The organism is Paenibacillus sp. J5C2022 (assembly GCF_025567625.1).
Lineage (GTDB): Bacteria > Bacillota > Bacilli > Paenibacillales > Paenibacillaceae > Pristimantibacillus.
Genome location: NZ_JAOQJC010000077.1, coordinates 1 through 14453, shown reverse-complemented (window position 1 = coordinate 14453; position 14453 = coordinate 1). Strand labels below are relative to the sequence as shown.

Below are 14453 nucleotides of genomic sequence, written 5' to 3'. Positions count from 1 at the left end.
ATATGATTACTTCATTTGGCTTAATATCAAGTTTATTATTCTTTGCTTCTACTTTGAATTCATTGCCCTTAGAACCGTTATCAGTCTTAAAGGGATAACTAATAAAAACATTATTTTGCTTTATAGTATGTTTTGAATGATTACTCAGTTTTATGGTGTGAGAAATTCCAGCCGGCTGTTCCGATCGATTTATTATCTCCAATGTAATCTTATCGAGTTCAGAAGGCGTTATCGATTTTTCCGTATTACATGCTGTCAGAAGTAAAACTAAAAGAGCAAATGAGGCAAGGATCTTAAACGAGATCTTAAACGAGATCTTAAACGAGATCTTAAGCTTCATAAATAATCTAATCATTCCACAATCTCGTTATTTCTTTTAATTCTAAGTCCTCGAATAACATTTTATAGATATCCGGTTTCTTTAATTGATTCAAAAATTCTAAACCATAAGCAGGATCAAAATGATTCATCATCAAAGTCATTACAAGACCATGAGTCCCTATTGCAATCTTCTTCCCTTCATGCTCTTTTAATATGGGTTTTAGAACTGCGATTGCTCTTTTCTGGCAATCAGCATTCGACTCACCACCGGGCAAAGTATAATTAGAATCATTAAAACTTTCTCTGATACTAGACATTAACTCTGCATTTTCAATAATTTCTGCTGCAAAATGACGCTCCCTAAGGTCTTCAAATACTTTTATGTCTAAGTTTAAGTGCTCGGCTAAACCCTTAATACTAAGAATTGCACGGGTATATGGACTTGATATGATCATGTCTATTCCTTCACCTACAAGTAACTTCGTTACTTTTTCAATGTCAATTTTCCCTTTTGGGGTAAGCCCCCTTGTTCTTTCATTTCCTTCATTGTATGGTGATTCTCCGTGCCTAACCATATAGATGATTGTCTTCATATAGACCTCCTTGAGATGCTTTCATCAAATGTATTACTGTGATTTCACATAACGTTCTGGTATTCATGAACCTTCACTGCCTTAAGTGACCGGAGGGAAAAGCAGGCCCGGCCAAACAAGCGAATTATCGAAGGCGTATTCGGACCCGAAGCAAGTCCGGCAGTCGAAGCATATTTGAATTCAAAGCAAGCCCGGCAGTTTAAGGGAAATCTAAGAGCGTATTTCAGGAAGCCAGCAGCATCGGATAACAACATATTCACGTATCGGGGCATTCACCCCTCGGTCCCAGAAGCGGCCTCAGGGAAGTGATTGCTGTGGACACACCACCCGGCATTCGCCGGGCGTCGTGAATATAAGATACGTTATGCGTAATTCCTGACTTCTTTGTATTGCGATAAAATAGTGTTTTTATTCTTCTTTAAATCTCCCCATCAAGATAGTGTTATAAAATCTACCATCAGCAAGTAATTTATCATGTTTTAATATTCCTTCAACTTCGAAGCCGTGCTTCTTATAAAGTGCTATTGCATTTTCATTTGTCTCTATCACGTTTAATATCATTTTTTTAATACCAGCGGAATCAGCCCAAATAATAGATTCTCTTAATAGATTCTTTCCAATACCATGTCCCCAAAACTTTTTCAATACGCATACTCCAAACTCTACTTTGTGTAAAAGTCGTTTTAAATTTGTTCCTTCACAGCGCGAAAACCCAACGATACGATTTTCAATTACTGCAACTAAAAATATATTCCTTGAACTCTCTATATCAGTTTTAATAATCTTTTCAAATTCGGAGGCATCAATAAATGCCTCTCCGCTTTCTCTATCCATATTTTCAGTCTCGCCATCAATTTGTACTCGAAGTTCAGATAGAGTATTTGAATCATCAATTACTGCCGATCGAATAGAATAATTTAGTTCGTTCTCAAAAAAAACTTTCTGTTTAATAATCATCATGAATCCACCTTCAAATAAGACTTTAAAAAGGGAATTAAGAACCTGATCTGCTTTTAATATAGTGCTTCGAGATGTCTTATAACGTTTTTGTATTCACGAACCCTCACTGCCTTAAACGACCGGAGGGAACGGCCGCGAAGCGGTTAGCCAGTGTAGGGGTGTCTGCTAAATTATCTTCTCTGCTACTGAATCGACTTCTCTGAAAACACTTCTTCCTACGTCGGCCGGGTCAAGGAGCCTAAGGCGAACGCAGCGTGAATACGGTGTTATACGAGCCATTCACTGAAAACTTCTGACTTCCAAAATGCCCATAAACCCATGTGTATCAAGGGATTCCGGCGATTTTAGAGGAACGCGAACATCCTTCAAATAACCCGGTTTTTCGTACAAGTTATACGAAAGTGTATGACTGATTGTTATACGAATCCCACTCCCCTCCCTCGCATATCCGCTTTGGTTCGCATAACTCCATAGGGAGGAAATACGAAGTGCTAAACAAGGAAAGCTTCATATTACACTCGAATTGGAACGATGCTGTACAGTTATTTCTTCAAGATTGCAAAGTCAGGAACTTCAGTAGGGAGAGCATTCGCCGTTATCGCAATAGCTTGGAAAAACTCCAACAGCACCTCAATGCTTTGGAACTGCAACTACGAGATTTCTCACCTGCCGTCTTCAAAATGCAAGTGCCGCCCAGACTGCTTGACGAGGGTCTCGCTTTACGCACTCTTAATTGTAATCTGCAAATCTATAAGTCCTTTGCTCAGTTTTTATGTGAAGAAGGGTGGATCGACGAGCCCTTTGGCACAGATATCAAGCCGTTTAAACTACAACCATCTTCTGCTCACACGTTTACCGACGATCATCTATTCCAACTGCTTGCACTGCTTGATCGTACATCGTTTACAGAATTACGTAACTATGCAATGATGCTAGCCCTTCTCAATACCGGCATTCGCTTAAAAGAATTGGCCAATCTGCAAGTCACGGATGTTTTACTGGATGAAGGTTCCCTGCGGATCAATCAAGGGAAAGGAGGGAAGTCACGTTTGGTTCCATTGGAACGGATTGCCGCGGGTGAAATGAAACGCTATTTGCTGGAACGCGGCAATCTGGATCATAATGCCCTTTGGGTAAACTTGGACAATCAACCCTATTTGTCTGGCGGCATTCGCTCGATGATTGCCCGCTACTGTCAATCCGCCAAAATTAATGACATTCAATGCTCCTGCCATACCTTTCGACATACATTTGCCTAGAAATACTTATTAAATGGCGGCGACGTATTCACGCTCAAGAGCATAATGGGGTACGCCCAAATCGAGACGACTGAAATGTATATCGAATTATTTGCCAGCGACTTGCAAGCCCAGCATGAGAAGTTCAGTCACATCGAACATTTAGCCGGAACTCTTCAACTGCTACCCGAAAGCGAGGTGAAGAGTAAATGAATGTTCGTCGTCGACAAAACAAGCTAGAACACGCAGAGAACTCAAGTCAAGCCAAACAACAACTCAGTATTGAAGATCTGCTTCATTCCTTTATTCTCGATTGCAAGGCCAAAAACCTTTCGCCACTGACACTTCGATTTTACCAGGACAGCGCCAAGCAGATGAAAGAAGCCTTTCTGGCGCAGCAAGTGCCGTTTGATATCTATACGGTATCGATTCGCGAAATCAAGAATCATTTTATTGCCTATTTGTTTGATCAAGGCAGGGCGGACAATACGGTTAATGGACGAATCAAAGCCCTAAAGCAGTTTTTTAAATTCTTATTTGAAGAAGGCTGGCGAACAGTGAATAAAGCCAACGATCTCCATGTGGTCAAAGCTAAGAAGTGATTCAAACATTTACGAAAGAGCAAGTGGTCTCCATCTTTGAGCAACCGGATAAAAAAACGTTCACGGGTTACCGGGATTTTACTATGATGATGGTATTGCTCGAAACGGGGATGCGAATCGGTGAGCTATGTCATTTGAAGACAGGTGACATCTTTTTCAAAGAATTTTTCGCAAATATTTGGATGTACGAGGTGACTTGGAAACAGATGCCCTGTTCGTTAACATGGACAACCAACAAATTAGTACACGAGCCTTGCAAAACAAAATGCAGGCCTACGGTAACATGGTGAACATAACCGGCGTCAGAGTTTCACCGCATACGTTCCGGCATACGATGGCTAAATTTTATATTTCTAACGGTGGAGATCCATTTACGCTTAGACGTATCTTGGGGCACGCATCCCTTAAAATGGTGGATTATTATGTGGAGTTATTTAGCAGCGATATTAAGCAACAACATAAGAAATTTAGTCCTGTTGAGAATATGAAACGTAATCTATGATATTAAGATGAGGCATTGAAGTAACCTCTCTTTCTTATTATTGAAGCTGGAACATCAAAGAGGATAGCCCCAAAAATTGTTTGTAACCTACCTACTGACCCTTACTTAGAACGAAAAAATTCCGTCCAACGTAGTAGCAGTTGCCCTACTGCAAGTTTTATAACATACGTGTCTCATTATATGATAAACTCTTGCTTCAGACGAATTCGAATCCAGCGACTCAACCTTCCAACACCGGCAACCAATTTGCATAGCTCTTGATCATATACTGAATGAACTTATTCCACGAGCTCAATAAATTCATATACGGTCAGACTCTATACTATAATTTTTTTACTGCCCCTATAAATTAATACAGCGACAAACAAGGACGAAACAAAGTCCTAGACTGTCGCTGTTTTTGAACTAGCATACCCCGATAGTTGAACAAACCAGAGTCCCTTTACGATTGGTCGTTAGTGTATCAATGTTCATGAGTGAGAATGTTGATACAACCATGATCCATCATCAATTCAAGGCCGAGCACATCCTGGTAGAAGCATTTTGCTGCCGTGATATCCTTCGTATTTATATTGGCGACGATTTGTTTGACCTTCATTTAATACCACCCAGTGCTCCCCGAGCTCGGGAACAGGACCGTCTATAATAGTATCACGAATTACTTCTTGGATTGGGAGATTATGAACACGTGCCACAGCAACTCCCAGTTCATCCCGACCGCCCAACGCGCTAAAGCAAATTCGGGTGTTGGGTATGCTCCCCATCATCAACATGATTATGGTCTTCCATAAGCACTTCTCCTTCGGCTGAGACAAGAATTGAACCGAATGGCTCATCACCTGACTCCAGAGCAATCTTTGCAAGCTCAACACAACGTCGCAGGTGCTTTAAGTCTATTTCATTAATCATGATTGAACCTCCTCTTGTTTAAATCGCTGTTGAAGATTAAACCAAGTATTTGCCCGTTAGAGACTGTTCTACTTCAATGATTTGCGACGGTTGTCCCTCAAATACGATCTGACCGCCCTTGCTACCTCCATCAGGTCCCATGTCGATAATCCAATCCGCCTGGCTAATGACCTCAAGGTTATGCTCGATCACAATGACCGTATTTCCTTTGTCCACGAGCCGATTCATAATGTCCATTAGGAGTCCGATATCCGACATATGCAAACCTGTCGTCGGCTCATCCATGACATAGATGCTTCCATCCTTATGCAGTTCACTGGCCAGCTTGATGCGCTGGCATTCTCCGCCGGACAGGGTACTGAGCGGTTGCCCGAGCGTAATATAATTCAGCCCGACATCGCTCATGGCCTGGAGCTTGCGCACGATGTCTTTCAACTGAAAGAAACCCAGTGCTTGTTCTACCGTCATCTCCAACACTTCCGCAATAGACTTGCCTTCTAATGAATAGACTAGTACTTCTTCCTTGAACCGGCGCCCCCCGCATGCTTCGCATGGCAGCTTCACGCTGTCGAGAAAAGCAAGGTCTGTATACACAACGCCTAGCCCTTGGCAATTCTCGCACGCTCCCTTGGAGTTAAAGCTGAATAAGCCTTGATTCACTTTGTTAGCGGAAGCGAACGCTTTGCGAATGTCATCCATAATGCCCGTGTACGTCGCGGGATTCGACCGGTTAGACACGCCAACCGCCGACTGGTCGATGACAATTGCATTCGGATATTGCTTCAAGAATAACTCGTTAATCAACGTGCTTTTCCCCGAACCGGCGACTCCAGTAACGACTGTCAGTATGCCGGTAGGTATGTCTACATTTATATCCCGCACATTATGGAGGGAGGCATCGCGAATCGACAGCTTGCCGGACGACTCTCTGCATTCTTGCTTAAGGATCAATGGCCTTCTCATATAATTACCTGTCAGTGTATCAGACTCCAGCAACCCATGGAAACTGCCCTCGTATACAATTTGGCCTCCTCTACTGCCCGCGTGGGGGCCAATATCCACGATATGATCCGCCACTTTGATGACATCGGGATCATGTTCGACGACAATAACTGTATTCCCTTTATCACGAAGCCTCTGCAGCAATTCGTTCAATCGATGTACATCGCGAGAATGCAGCCCCACACTAGGCTCGTCGAAAATGTACGTGACGTCAACGAGGCTGCCGCTCAAATGCTTTACCATCTTCACGCGCTGCGATTCGCCGCCGGACAGCGTATCCGTTTCGCGATCCAATGTCAAATAATCCAGCCCAATATCGACGAGATGCTGCAGCCGTTCCGTCAGAGATCTTACAATCGGCTCGACAACTGCGTCATCAATCTCCCGTATGACATTCATGAGCTGACCGATCTCGATGGATGTCATCTCCGCAATATTGCGTCCATTAATTCTGCAGTTCAGCGTAGCTTGACTAAGTCTTGATCCCCCGCAACTCGTGCAAGGCCCCTCGGTGAGGAAGGGCGCAACCGCTTTTTGTGTCCGTTCAGACTTCGTTTTCACGTCCTGCTTGATGTATTTGTTGGTAAATTTCTCAATAACACCCTCCACTGTCATGTTCATCGCTTTGCCCGCAAAATCCATCTGTACTTTCCTCGCTTTTGCGTATAACAGCCGTTCAAGTTCCTCTTCCGAATAGTCATTCAGCTTCTTGTCAGGGTCAAGAGCCCCCGACTGGATAACCATATTCCATTCCCATCCGTCCACTGCGTAATCAGGCAGCTTAATAGCCCCTTCGCGGAGCGAGCACGACATATCCACCGCTTTTCTCATATCGACCCCAAGCCTGCGTCCCAATCCGTTGCACTGCGGACACATTCCTTGCGGATCATTAAACGAGAATAGGCTTGCTTGTCCAATATGTGGTTGACCCGCCCTTGAGAATAGAAGGCGTAGAATCGGGGCGATATCGGTTATCGTACCCACAGTAGAATGAGAGCCTCCGCCCAACTTCTTTTGATCCACAATGACGGCCATGCTCAAGTTTTCGATAGCGTCCGTATCAGGCTGCGGAATCCGAGGCAAAAAGTTTCGCACGAACATACTGAAGTTTTCATTCAACAACCTCGTCGATTCCGCTGCAATCGTATCGAAGACGATGGAAGACTTTCCGGATCCGGATACCCCGGTGAATACAGTGATTTTCCGTTTAGGTATACGCAAAGAAACGTTCTTGAGGTTATTTTCCCTTGCCCCGGTGATGATAATATGATTATATTGGTCTGCAGCCATGGTTAAAATCCTACCTCTCACATATGTACTTGAACCGAAAAGTCCCTTTTCAGACGCAAACCGGCTGCAAGCGCAATGCAGCCGGTTTGCGATTTTTTTCTGCGCTACTTTCCTCAATTACACTTGTTTAGAAGCGCTGAGCTTAGCTGTATGAATCCCGATGATAATCAGCCACGCAATATCCGCTAAGATTAAGAATCGTCCGAACAATCCAGCCAAAACCCCAGGTTCGAATTGCCCGTCTTGCGGAATTTGAAGCACAAATACGAGCATCGCTACGATTGCAATAATCGCGCTTGTGAACAACACTCTCTTCATAGGACGCCAAACATCAAGTCTAAACAACGAAAGACTAATCAATAATGCCGCTACCGGCGTGTAGTCCAGCATCGCTCCAAATGAATGCATACTGCCGCTAAAAGTCGCATCATCCGGACTAACGGAGATGGGATCAGTTGCGAAGATGCCTGCGATGATGACGCCTATTGCGCTGATACCAAGAATAACAAGTCCAATGTAACCCGTAACCGTTCGAATATGTGGAAATATCGCAATGGCTACGCTGATTTGAGCAACAGCCATCAGTCCAAAAGCAAGATGCATCATCCACCCAAAGTCTCCAAGCGCATATTCGCTGATAAAACGCCATGTCGGGTCAAATTCTGGCTGTAGCAAATGGAGGCTGCTGAGGAGAAGCACGAACAATGCTCCAGCGATGATCGACGTACGCGCGAACCGGGAACCCAACACCGTTATAGGTTTTGCCATAACCAACTGCTTAGCCATTGCCTCCCCCTCCTGCTGGCGAGACTCTCGTCATCGTCGTTTCATAGCCTCCCCCGTCGGGATAATGCCATGCTCCCGAATGGGAATTTCCGTCAGAGCCAAAAGTCCCTTTATAATAGGAAGGCGATCCTTTGTCTCCTGCCCAAATGACGAGCGAATCCCCTTCCATTTCATAAACATAATCAAAGGTATTGCCTAACGTATCGTAATATCGGGACCGAATATCCGAACTCTTGCTTTCGCCGAAGGGTTTTAAATGCCCAATCATCTCGATCCCTTTCACGTCTTGCCCATTCTGAGAAAGATGGACGCTTTGCACTAAAAAGTGTCCGCCTTCCATCCATTCATAGGTTACCGTTCCTTCAGCTCCGCCGCTGATATGCCATGTACCGACTAGTCGATCAAGCGTCCGAAGATTCGTCATGTCCCATTCTCCTTATCGTTCGGAATCTGCTATGGCTTTGGCTACGACATCAGGAGCCATGATAACCGCGGAATGATCTTGACCGGCTAGCGAATGAGCAGCAGCCTGTGGTAGAAGCTCGACAAGCGCGCGTGCGGAGTCATGGAATAGCGGTTCGCTATTTTCCCCTGTCATTATCAAAGTAGGAATCGTAACATTCCAACTGTCGGTTGGCAGCGGGTTACCGGATTGCGTCGTCCCCATAATGATGCCATCGTATGCAAGCGTATGCGCAAGAGACTCCATCTTGTTCCAAGAAGGATCGGCTTTCATATAGCCGATGTATTCTCCGGGAATGCCGAGAGCCTCGGATGCGAAATATTCGACTGCTTCAGACCTTTTCTCGGCTTTGATTAGAATATTCAAATGTTCGACGTAGTCCCCAGGCACAGGCTTGCGGCTGTCGTTGATTATGAATGGGGGTTCATACAAGTAGAGCTTCGCGACCGAATCTCCTAACAAGTTCGCGGCCTCAAGCGCCAACACGGCTCCGGATGAGCTCCCGAACAAGTAAGCTTGTCCTCCGGCGGCTGCAATTAATGCCTCAATGTCTTCCACTTCCCGAGCGGCTGCGTAAGGCGGGGTATCCGTACTCTGTCCCCGCCCGCGACGATCGTAATTGTATACGGTGAAGTGGGCCGATAATTGCTCGGATAACGGTGAAGCATCCTGATGATCGGCCGCCGCCGATGAAATTAAGATGAGGGCAGGACCGCTCCCTTGTTTCGTATAAGCAATCTGTGTCCCATCTTTTGAAATAACGGTTTCCATCGTATTCTTGCCTCCCATTAAAGTTTCTAAGTATACTTCCAGTCGATCATAGGCATCGGTGAATCCTTCAATCATGCCCATCGCTTCTGCGTTGTCAAATTGTTCGCTGGTAGCGAATCGCGTCAGTATGCTAATCCGCGTTCCTCCACTTTTCTCCTCGAATAGCACGGTCGTGTACATTTCGCTATCCGAAACGATATTCCAATCACTGTCGGCAAAAGTGTCGATATACACTAGTTTTCCTGGTGCATCCACTTCTTCATATGTGGCTCTGCAATAGGCCGCCTCGCCGCTATTGTCATCTGCTTGAAGACTATACCGCCACTCTCCGCCTGGCCGCACGTCCATTTCATAAACGGTTGTCGTCCAGTCCTTTGGCCCCCACCATTTTGTAATATGTTCAGGCTCCGTCCAGCCTTCCCAAGCCAGTTGGACAGGCATTGCAATGTTACGCTCGACTGTGAGTTCTCTGCGCTCATGGTTTTTACGAATGGTTGTTTTTCTTTTCATCTGCAGTCATCCTTTTTAAGTAGTTTTCAAGGGATTCCATCCTCTTGTTCCAGATGTCTCGATAATTCAACATGTAGCTCGCGATAAAACTGTTGATACCTGTCATAAGTCCTCCTTCTTCTTATAGTCCAGCATATAATCCTCGAAATTGTCGAGACGCTCTTCCCATAGGATACTGAATGAATCAAACCATTCATCCAGCTCCTGGAACGGTGCGGCTTCGAGGCTGTATATTCGCAGCTGTGCTTGACTGCGCGAGCGTACCATCCCAGCCTCGCTCAAGATGCGCAAATGACGGGATACGTGCGGCTGGCTAATGCCTAGCGCTTGGACGATTTCCCCTACCGATTTGGGTCCATTTCTTAGTAACTCAACGATGTTGAATCGATTGGGTTCGGCAATAGTAAGTAACGTTAACTGCATGGTTGCTGATCTCATGACCTTAATATATATCAATGTGTATATACATGTCAATGTATATAAAAGATTATAACTTCCACTTTTATAAGCTCCTTCTCATTTCTAACTTGATAACTAAGACCAACATTAAATAAAAAGCCAAACCTCGAAAGGTCAGGCTTTTCATGAAAGTGCTATATAATCTTGTTCAAACAAATCATTAAAAGATGCAAGCAATGATTTCTCAACATTAATACTCATGTAGCCAAAAAGATGAGTTAGGAACAATTCTACATCATGGCTGCTTGACTCTGATGAGAGACACATGTATTCCTTTCGAGAGACCTCGTTTGTAATCCAAATAGGCTTATCGTAATATGAATTTATTATAACAGCCTTTGTGTTCGGATGTGTCCAGCTGACTCAGCTTCCCTGCCAATATCTTCTGTCCGGACCGAGGGCGAATGCCCGATGCGCGAATATGGTGTTATGCGTTGTTACTGCCCTCTTTGAATTAACTTTCAAATTCCTATACAGTTTTTATTTCTCCTTTCTTAATTGATTTTCAATTTGTGCAATATGGTGTTTGTTATGCCATATGAATCTTTGAACTGCCGTTTCTAATGTAATTGTCCCTAATACCTCGGTTTGTATTGTCCGTTTAAAATCGTCTTGATCTAATTCATTTAGTAAATGGTAAAATCGATAGTGTAGTATTTCAATAAGTGCAAGTGAATTTTCTATTGGTATTCTCTTATAGTCAATTAATTCTGCCCATAGGTCTTCTCGGTATGTACTTGCTAATGGATTTTCTTCAGTTAGTCCTCTTTTGAATCTTAAATATGCGTTCATATCATTATCAGCTAAGTGATGTATGATTTGTTTTATTGTCCAGCCATTCATTCGATATGGAATATTTATTTTATGATCTTCAATTCCATTTAGCATTGCTTTTAGTCCTTCTATTAGTTTTGGAATTTCATTAATGAGATTAAATAATTGTTCATCTGATAGATTATTTTGGGACTGAAAATGTCCAATGGGATATTTAACTTTATCCATTGTGTTTCTCCCCTCTTCTTTAATGTGCAGTAATTACGCATAACGTTTGTATTCACGAACCTTCACTGCCTTAAACGACCATTGGGAGTGGCCGCGATGCGGTTAGGCGGTGCAAGGTTGTCCGGCTGAATAATCTTCTCTGCTACTGTATCAACTTCTTCGAACTTTCTTCTTCCTACTTCGGTCCGGACCAAGGAGCGACAGCGACGAAGCGTGGATACGGTGTTATCCGATGTTAACGGCATCATGAATTACTCACAAACAAATCTCTTTGCATTTAAAATTTCTTTTGCAGTACTTGTTCATCTTTCATTATGTAATTTGAGTTTACATATGTTTTAATAGTAATTCCATTCTTTTTACCTGTTAGTACTTTCACTGATTTTACGCCGTTTATTAAAAGTTCATTTTCAATATAATTTAATAGCTTCGAAGCAATTCCTTTTCTTCGAGCGTGACTTGTAACGTACAACTCTGTAATTTCAGCACTTGGATCTGAATAACATATCGATTGATAATACTGAGCACAGACAAAACCTACTGGTACCTCATTCATAACTGCAATAACAACGATCTCATTCGAATGATTCAGTATCATTTTTATGAGCTCTTCGAAATTGAATAGTAGTTTCAACCAATGAATTCACTCCATTTGAAGGATGTTATGATTTATTCGGCTCTTCGTTAATTTCGGATAACGTTCTTGTATTCACGAACCTTCACTGCCTTAAATGTCCCAAAGGAACGGTCGCGACGCGGTTAGGCAGTGCAAGGTTGTCCGAGTGATTATGCTCCCCTGCTACTGAATTCACTTCTTCGAAACCACTCCTTCAACTTCGACCGGACCAAAGAGCGATAGCGACGCAGCGCGAATACGGTGTTATACGACGGACCTCTTGAACTACTTTCAATCACTTCTTATTCCATTTCTCTTTATTTAACTCTTCTTTCAGTCTAAAGCATTTTTCTAAATTTATTTCATAAACATTTGCTAGTGCCGCAACATAATAGAGTACATCATATAGTTCTTCTTCAATGGTTCCTTTGATTGTTTTATTCTCGTCATCGTTTAGCCGTTTATTTTTACGAATTACTTCTGAGAGTTCACCAACTTCCTCAATTAGTTTGTAAAAATAATGTTCTTTCTTATCTGGATTAAAATCTGTTTTCTTAATAAATTCTTGTAGATTATCAATTGTTAAAGCTTTATCCAATGTCTTCAGTCTTGAAAACGTAGAGCTATCTTACTATATAATTCAAGTAATATGTGAACACGGTTTTTATTTGGTTTTTGCTTCGGTCTGTCGTATAACGTTCCTCGCATTCACGAACTCCCGTAGGAAGTTATCGCAGCAATCACTTCGTCGAACCCGCGACTGCGACCGAGGGCGCTAGCCCGATGCGTGAATGCAGTGTTATGTGATGTCATCGCCCACTAGCCTTGCATAGAACCTAACATGAGTTGGGTGAAAAAACAATTACATGCATGGAGTGTGATTATAGAAAAAATTTTACAAATGGTTTTTCGGGATTAATGAAAAAAGGTGATCCTCCTACAAGCATAGGATCATGTTACCATTTGTTGTGTAATTACCTTTTTATTACTATCTCTTAATCAACTTTACTGTCTTATGCACAATCGGATGCTTTCGAGGACGTCAAAGCTTTTTTTTCTTGCGCCACACGATATAGCCGCGATCCATGACATGAATCGCTTCGGGATCAACAACGAGATCAAGTGCGACTTCCTTGTCGGCAACGCCTATGGTTGAGCAAATGATCTGATCGGAGTAAACTGATTCCCGGACTTGCTAGTACGACATTCGTGTGAATCTTGACGCCGTTGCTTGTTTTCGAACTGTAGGCCCACTTTCCCGCCATCTCTGGTAGAGATAACACTGTAGCATCGATGATTCGCAGTTTTCCAAGACCGGCAACGTCTTGTGCTGGATAAGCCTGCTTTCGTTTTGAAATCAATCGGAACCAGAGCTCTTGCAATTCCGGTAGGGGCAGTGCGATCCGATTAATTTGCGAAGCGCTTATGCTGGTAAGACCAATGTCTTGTTGCAACGGCTGATTGGCAGCTAGATGATTGCTGATGTCCTCAGGGTCGCGGCGTTGCGTTAATTGTGCTTCGACCAGTAGTTTGACAGCTTTGACGAGTGTGAACTTTCGACGATAATTAAACAATGGAAAGTCATCGTCTGATAAATCAATGTAATCTAGGCATTTACAAATGACGCTCTGATCTGGTACATTACCCATGGTGGTCTCCTTTTGTAGAGAAATGGGTAACATGCCCTATCCTCTTACATTAGGAGATTTTTTTATAGACGACCAGAGAGTTTCCATCAACTTCTTCAATATTTAGGAACTTTTATAAATGAATTTTCTCATGTCAGGTTTGATGCAAGGCTAGTGGTCATCGCCTTCATTGAAATACTTTCACGGTTTATCCTTATAATACACGGCCTGTTTAGTCCCAAATCTATTGATCTTTTTTATAAGAACCATCCCTACACTCTCCAGTAATTTACAGGATTTTTTATTTGCAGTTTGTGTTACAGCTACTACCTTTTTTAATCCCAGATCATCGAAAGCATACTTAATTACACGACCAATGATTTCTGTTCCCAAACCCATACCCCAATACGAAGGTAATAATTCATAAGATATTTCTGTTTCATTGCCATCGTGATATTCGTCCAACGAGACTAATCCAACAAACTCTCCAGTTTCTTGCAGTCTAATTGTAAAAAAATAAGACCCGTTTTGACTCGTTTTAATAAGTAAATCATTAAATTTCATTTGAAGTGAGGACTCATCTTTTATTGCTCCACCGAGATACAGTCTTACCTGGTCATCCATCCACAACAGTTTCAATGATTCAAAATCAGATTCTTTGATATCTGAGATATGGCATCTGGTTGTATTTAACATTTTTTGACCTCCAGCAGATAGCGGTGGATTAAGTTGGATCTTATTGTTCTTTAGCGATGATTTCACATAACGTTTTTGTATTCACGAACCTTCACTGCCTTAAGT

At 42.8% G+C, this 14453-nt stretch carries 14 protein-coding genes and 4 pseudogenes; 3 read left to right on the top strand and 15 right to left on the bottom strand.

The window, feature by feature from the left end:
* From M6D81_RS30920 to M6D81_RS30910, 3 genes and pseudogenes are all read right to left on the bottom strand, one after another.
* Positions 1-355, bottom strand: a pseudogene (locus M6D81_RS30920) (hypothetical protein); the annotation flags it as partial.
* Positions 348-914 (bottom strand): histidine phosphatase family protein, encoded by a 567-nt coding sequence (locus tag M6D81_RS30915; RefSeq protein ID WP_262681441.1) that lies wholly within the window; start codon positions 912-914, stop codon positions 348-350. The gene M6D81_RS30915 and the pseudogene M6D81_RS30920, both read right to left, overlap by 8 nt.
* A 408-nt stretch (positions 915-1322) precedes the next feature.
* A complete protein-coding gene (locus M6D81_RS30910; RefSeq protein ID WP_262681443.1) occupies positions 1323-1871 on the bottom strand; it encodes a GNAT family N-acetyltransferase in 549 nt (182 codons plus the stop codon).
* A gap of 491 nt (positions 1872-2362) precedes the next feature.
* On the opposite strand from M6D81_RS30910, the gene M6D81_RS30905 reads away from it, so the two are divergent.
* The 3 genes and pseudogenes from M6D81_RS30905 (at position 2363) to M6D81_RS30895 (ending at position 4216) form a co-directional block, all read left to right on the top strand.
* Complete coding sequence (locus M6D81_RS30905; protein ID WP_262681440.1) at positions 2363-3133, top strand: tyrosine-type recombinase/integrase; 771 nt, start codon at positions 2363-2365, stop codon at positions 3131-3133.
* 188 nt (positions 3134-3321) lie between these two features.
* Positions 3322-3714 carry a site-specific integrase gene (locus tag M6D81_RS30900; RefSeq protein ID WP_262681438.1) on the top strand — a complete coding sequence of 131 codons (393 nt, stop codon included), beginning with the start codon at positions 3322-3324 and terminating at the stop codon, positions 3712-3714.
* Positions 3711-4216, top strand: a pseudogene (locus M6D81_RS30895) (tyrosine-type recombinase/integrase). Before M6D81_RS30900 ends, M6D81_RS30895 begins: the two are co-directional and overlap by 4 nt.
* 487 nt (positions 4217-4703) lie before the next feature.
* Here M6D81_RS30895 and M6D81_RS30890 read toward each other — a convergent pair.
* The 12 genes and pseudogenes from M6D81_RS30890 to M6D81_RS30835 form a co-directional block, all read right to left on the bottom strand.
* A pseudogene (locus M6D81_RS30890) lies at positions 4704-4814 on the bottom strand (glyoxalase); the annotation flags it as partial.
* Between the two features lie 16 nt (positions 4815-4830).
* Positions 4831-5125, bottom strand: a pseudogene (locus tag M6D81_RS31955) (cytidine/deoxycytidylate deaminase family protein); the annotation flags it as partial.
* Positions 5126-5161: 36 nt separating this feature from the next.
* The gene (locus M6D81_RS30880; RefSeq protein ID WP_262681434.1) at positions 5162-7417 is read right to left on the bottom strand and encodes an excinuclease ABC subunit UvrA; all 2256 of its coding nucleotides are present in this window, start codon (positions 7415-7417) and stop codon (positions 5162-5164) included.
* 117 nt (positions 7418-7534) lie between these two features.
* Complete coding sequence (locus M6D81_RS30875; protein WP_262681433.1) at positions 7535-8203, bottom strand: DUF998 domain-containing protein; 669 nt, start codon at positions 8201-8203, stop codon at positions 7535-7537.
* Positions 8196-8627 (bottom strand): hypothetical protein, encoded by a 432-nt coding sequence (locus tag M6D81_RS30870; RefSeq protein ID WP_262681431.1) that lies wholly within the window; start codon positions 8625-8627, stop codon positions 8196-8198. The genes M6D81_RS30875 and M6D81_RS30870 overlap by 8 nt, the downstream gene beginning before the upstream one ends.
* A gap of 12 nt (positions 8628-8639) precedes the next feature.
* On the bottom strand, positions 8640-9947 hold the full coding sequence (locus M6D81_RS30865; protein WP_262681430.1) for an alpha/beta fold hydrolase: 1308 nt from the start codon (positions 9945-9947) through the stop codon (positions 8640-8642).
* A gap of 102 nt (positions 9948-10049) precedes the next feature.
* Positions 10050-10370 (bottom strand): ArsR/SmtB family transcription factor, encoded by a 321-nt coding sequence (locus M6D81_RS30860; protein WP_262681429.1) that lies wholly within the window; start codon positions 10368-10370, stop codon positions 10050-10052.
* A 516-nt stretch (positions 10371-10886) separates the two neighbouring features.
* Positions 10887-11408, bottom strand: coding sequence for a YfiT family bacillithiol transferase (locus M6D81_RS30855; RefSeq protein WP_262681427.1), 522 nt, complete (start codon positions 11406-11408; stop codon positions 10887-10889).
* 277 nt (positions 11409-11685) lie between these two features.
* Positions 11686-12042, bottom strand: a complete 357-nt coding sequence (locus tag M6D81_RS30850; RefSeq protein WP_262681425.1) for a GNAT family N-acetyltransferase — start codon at positions 12040-12042, stop codon at positions 11686-11688.
* Positions 12043-12319: 277 nt separating this feature from the next.
* Positions 12320-12622 (bottom strand): MazG nucleotide pyrophosphohydrolase domain-containing protein, encoded by a 303-nt coding sequence (locus tag M6D81_RS30845; protein WP_262681423.1) that lies wholly within the window; start codon positions 12620-12622, stop codon positions 12320-12322.
* Positions 12623-13142: 520 nt separating this feature from the next.
* Positions 13143-13673 (bottom strand): hypothetical protein, encoded by a 531-nt coding sequence (locus tag M6D81_RS30840; protein WP_262681422.1) that lies wholly within the window; start codon positions 13671-13673, stop codon positions 13143-13145.
* 180 nt (positions 13674-13853) lie between these two features.
* Positions 13854-14348 (bottom strand): GNAT family N-acetyltransferase, encoded by a 495-nt coding sequence (locus tag M6D81_RS30835; RefSeq protein ID WP_262681419.1) that lies wholly within the window; start codon positions 14346-14348, stop codon positions 13854-13856.
* Positions 14349-14453: the final 105 nt, after the last annotated feature.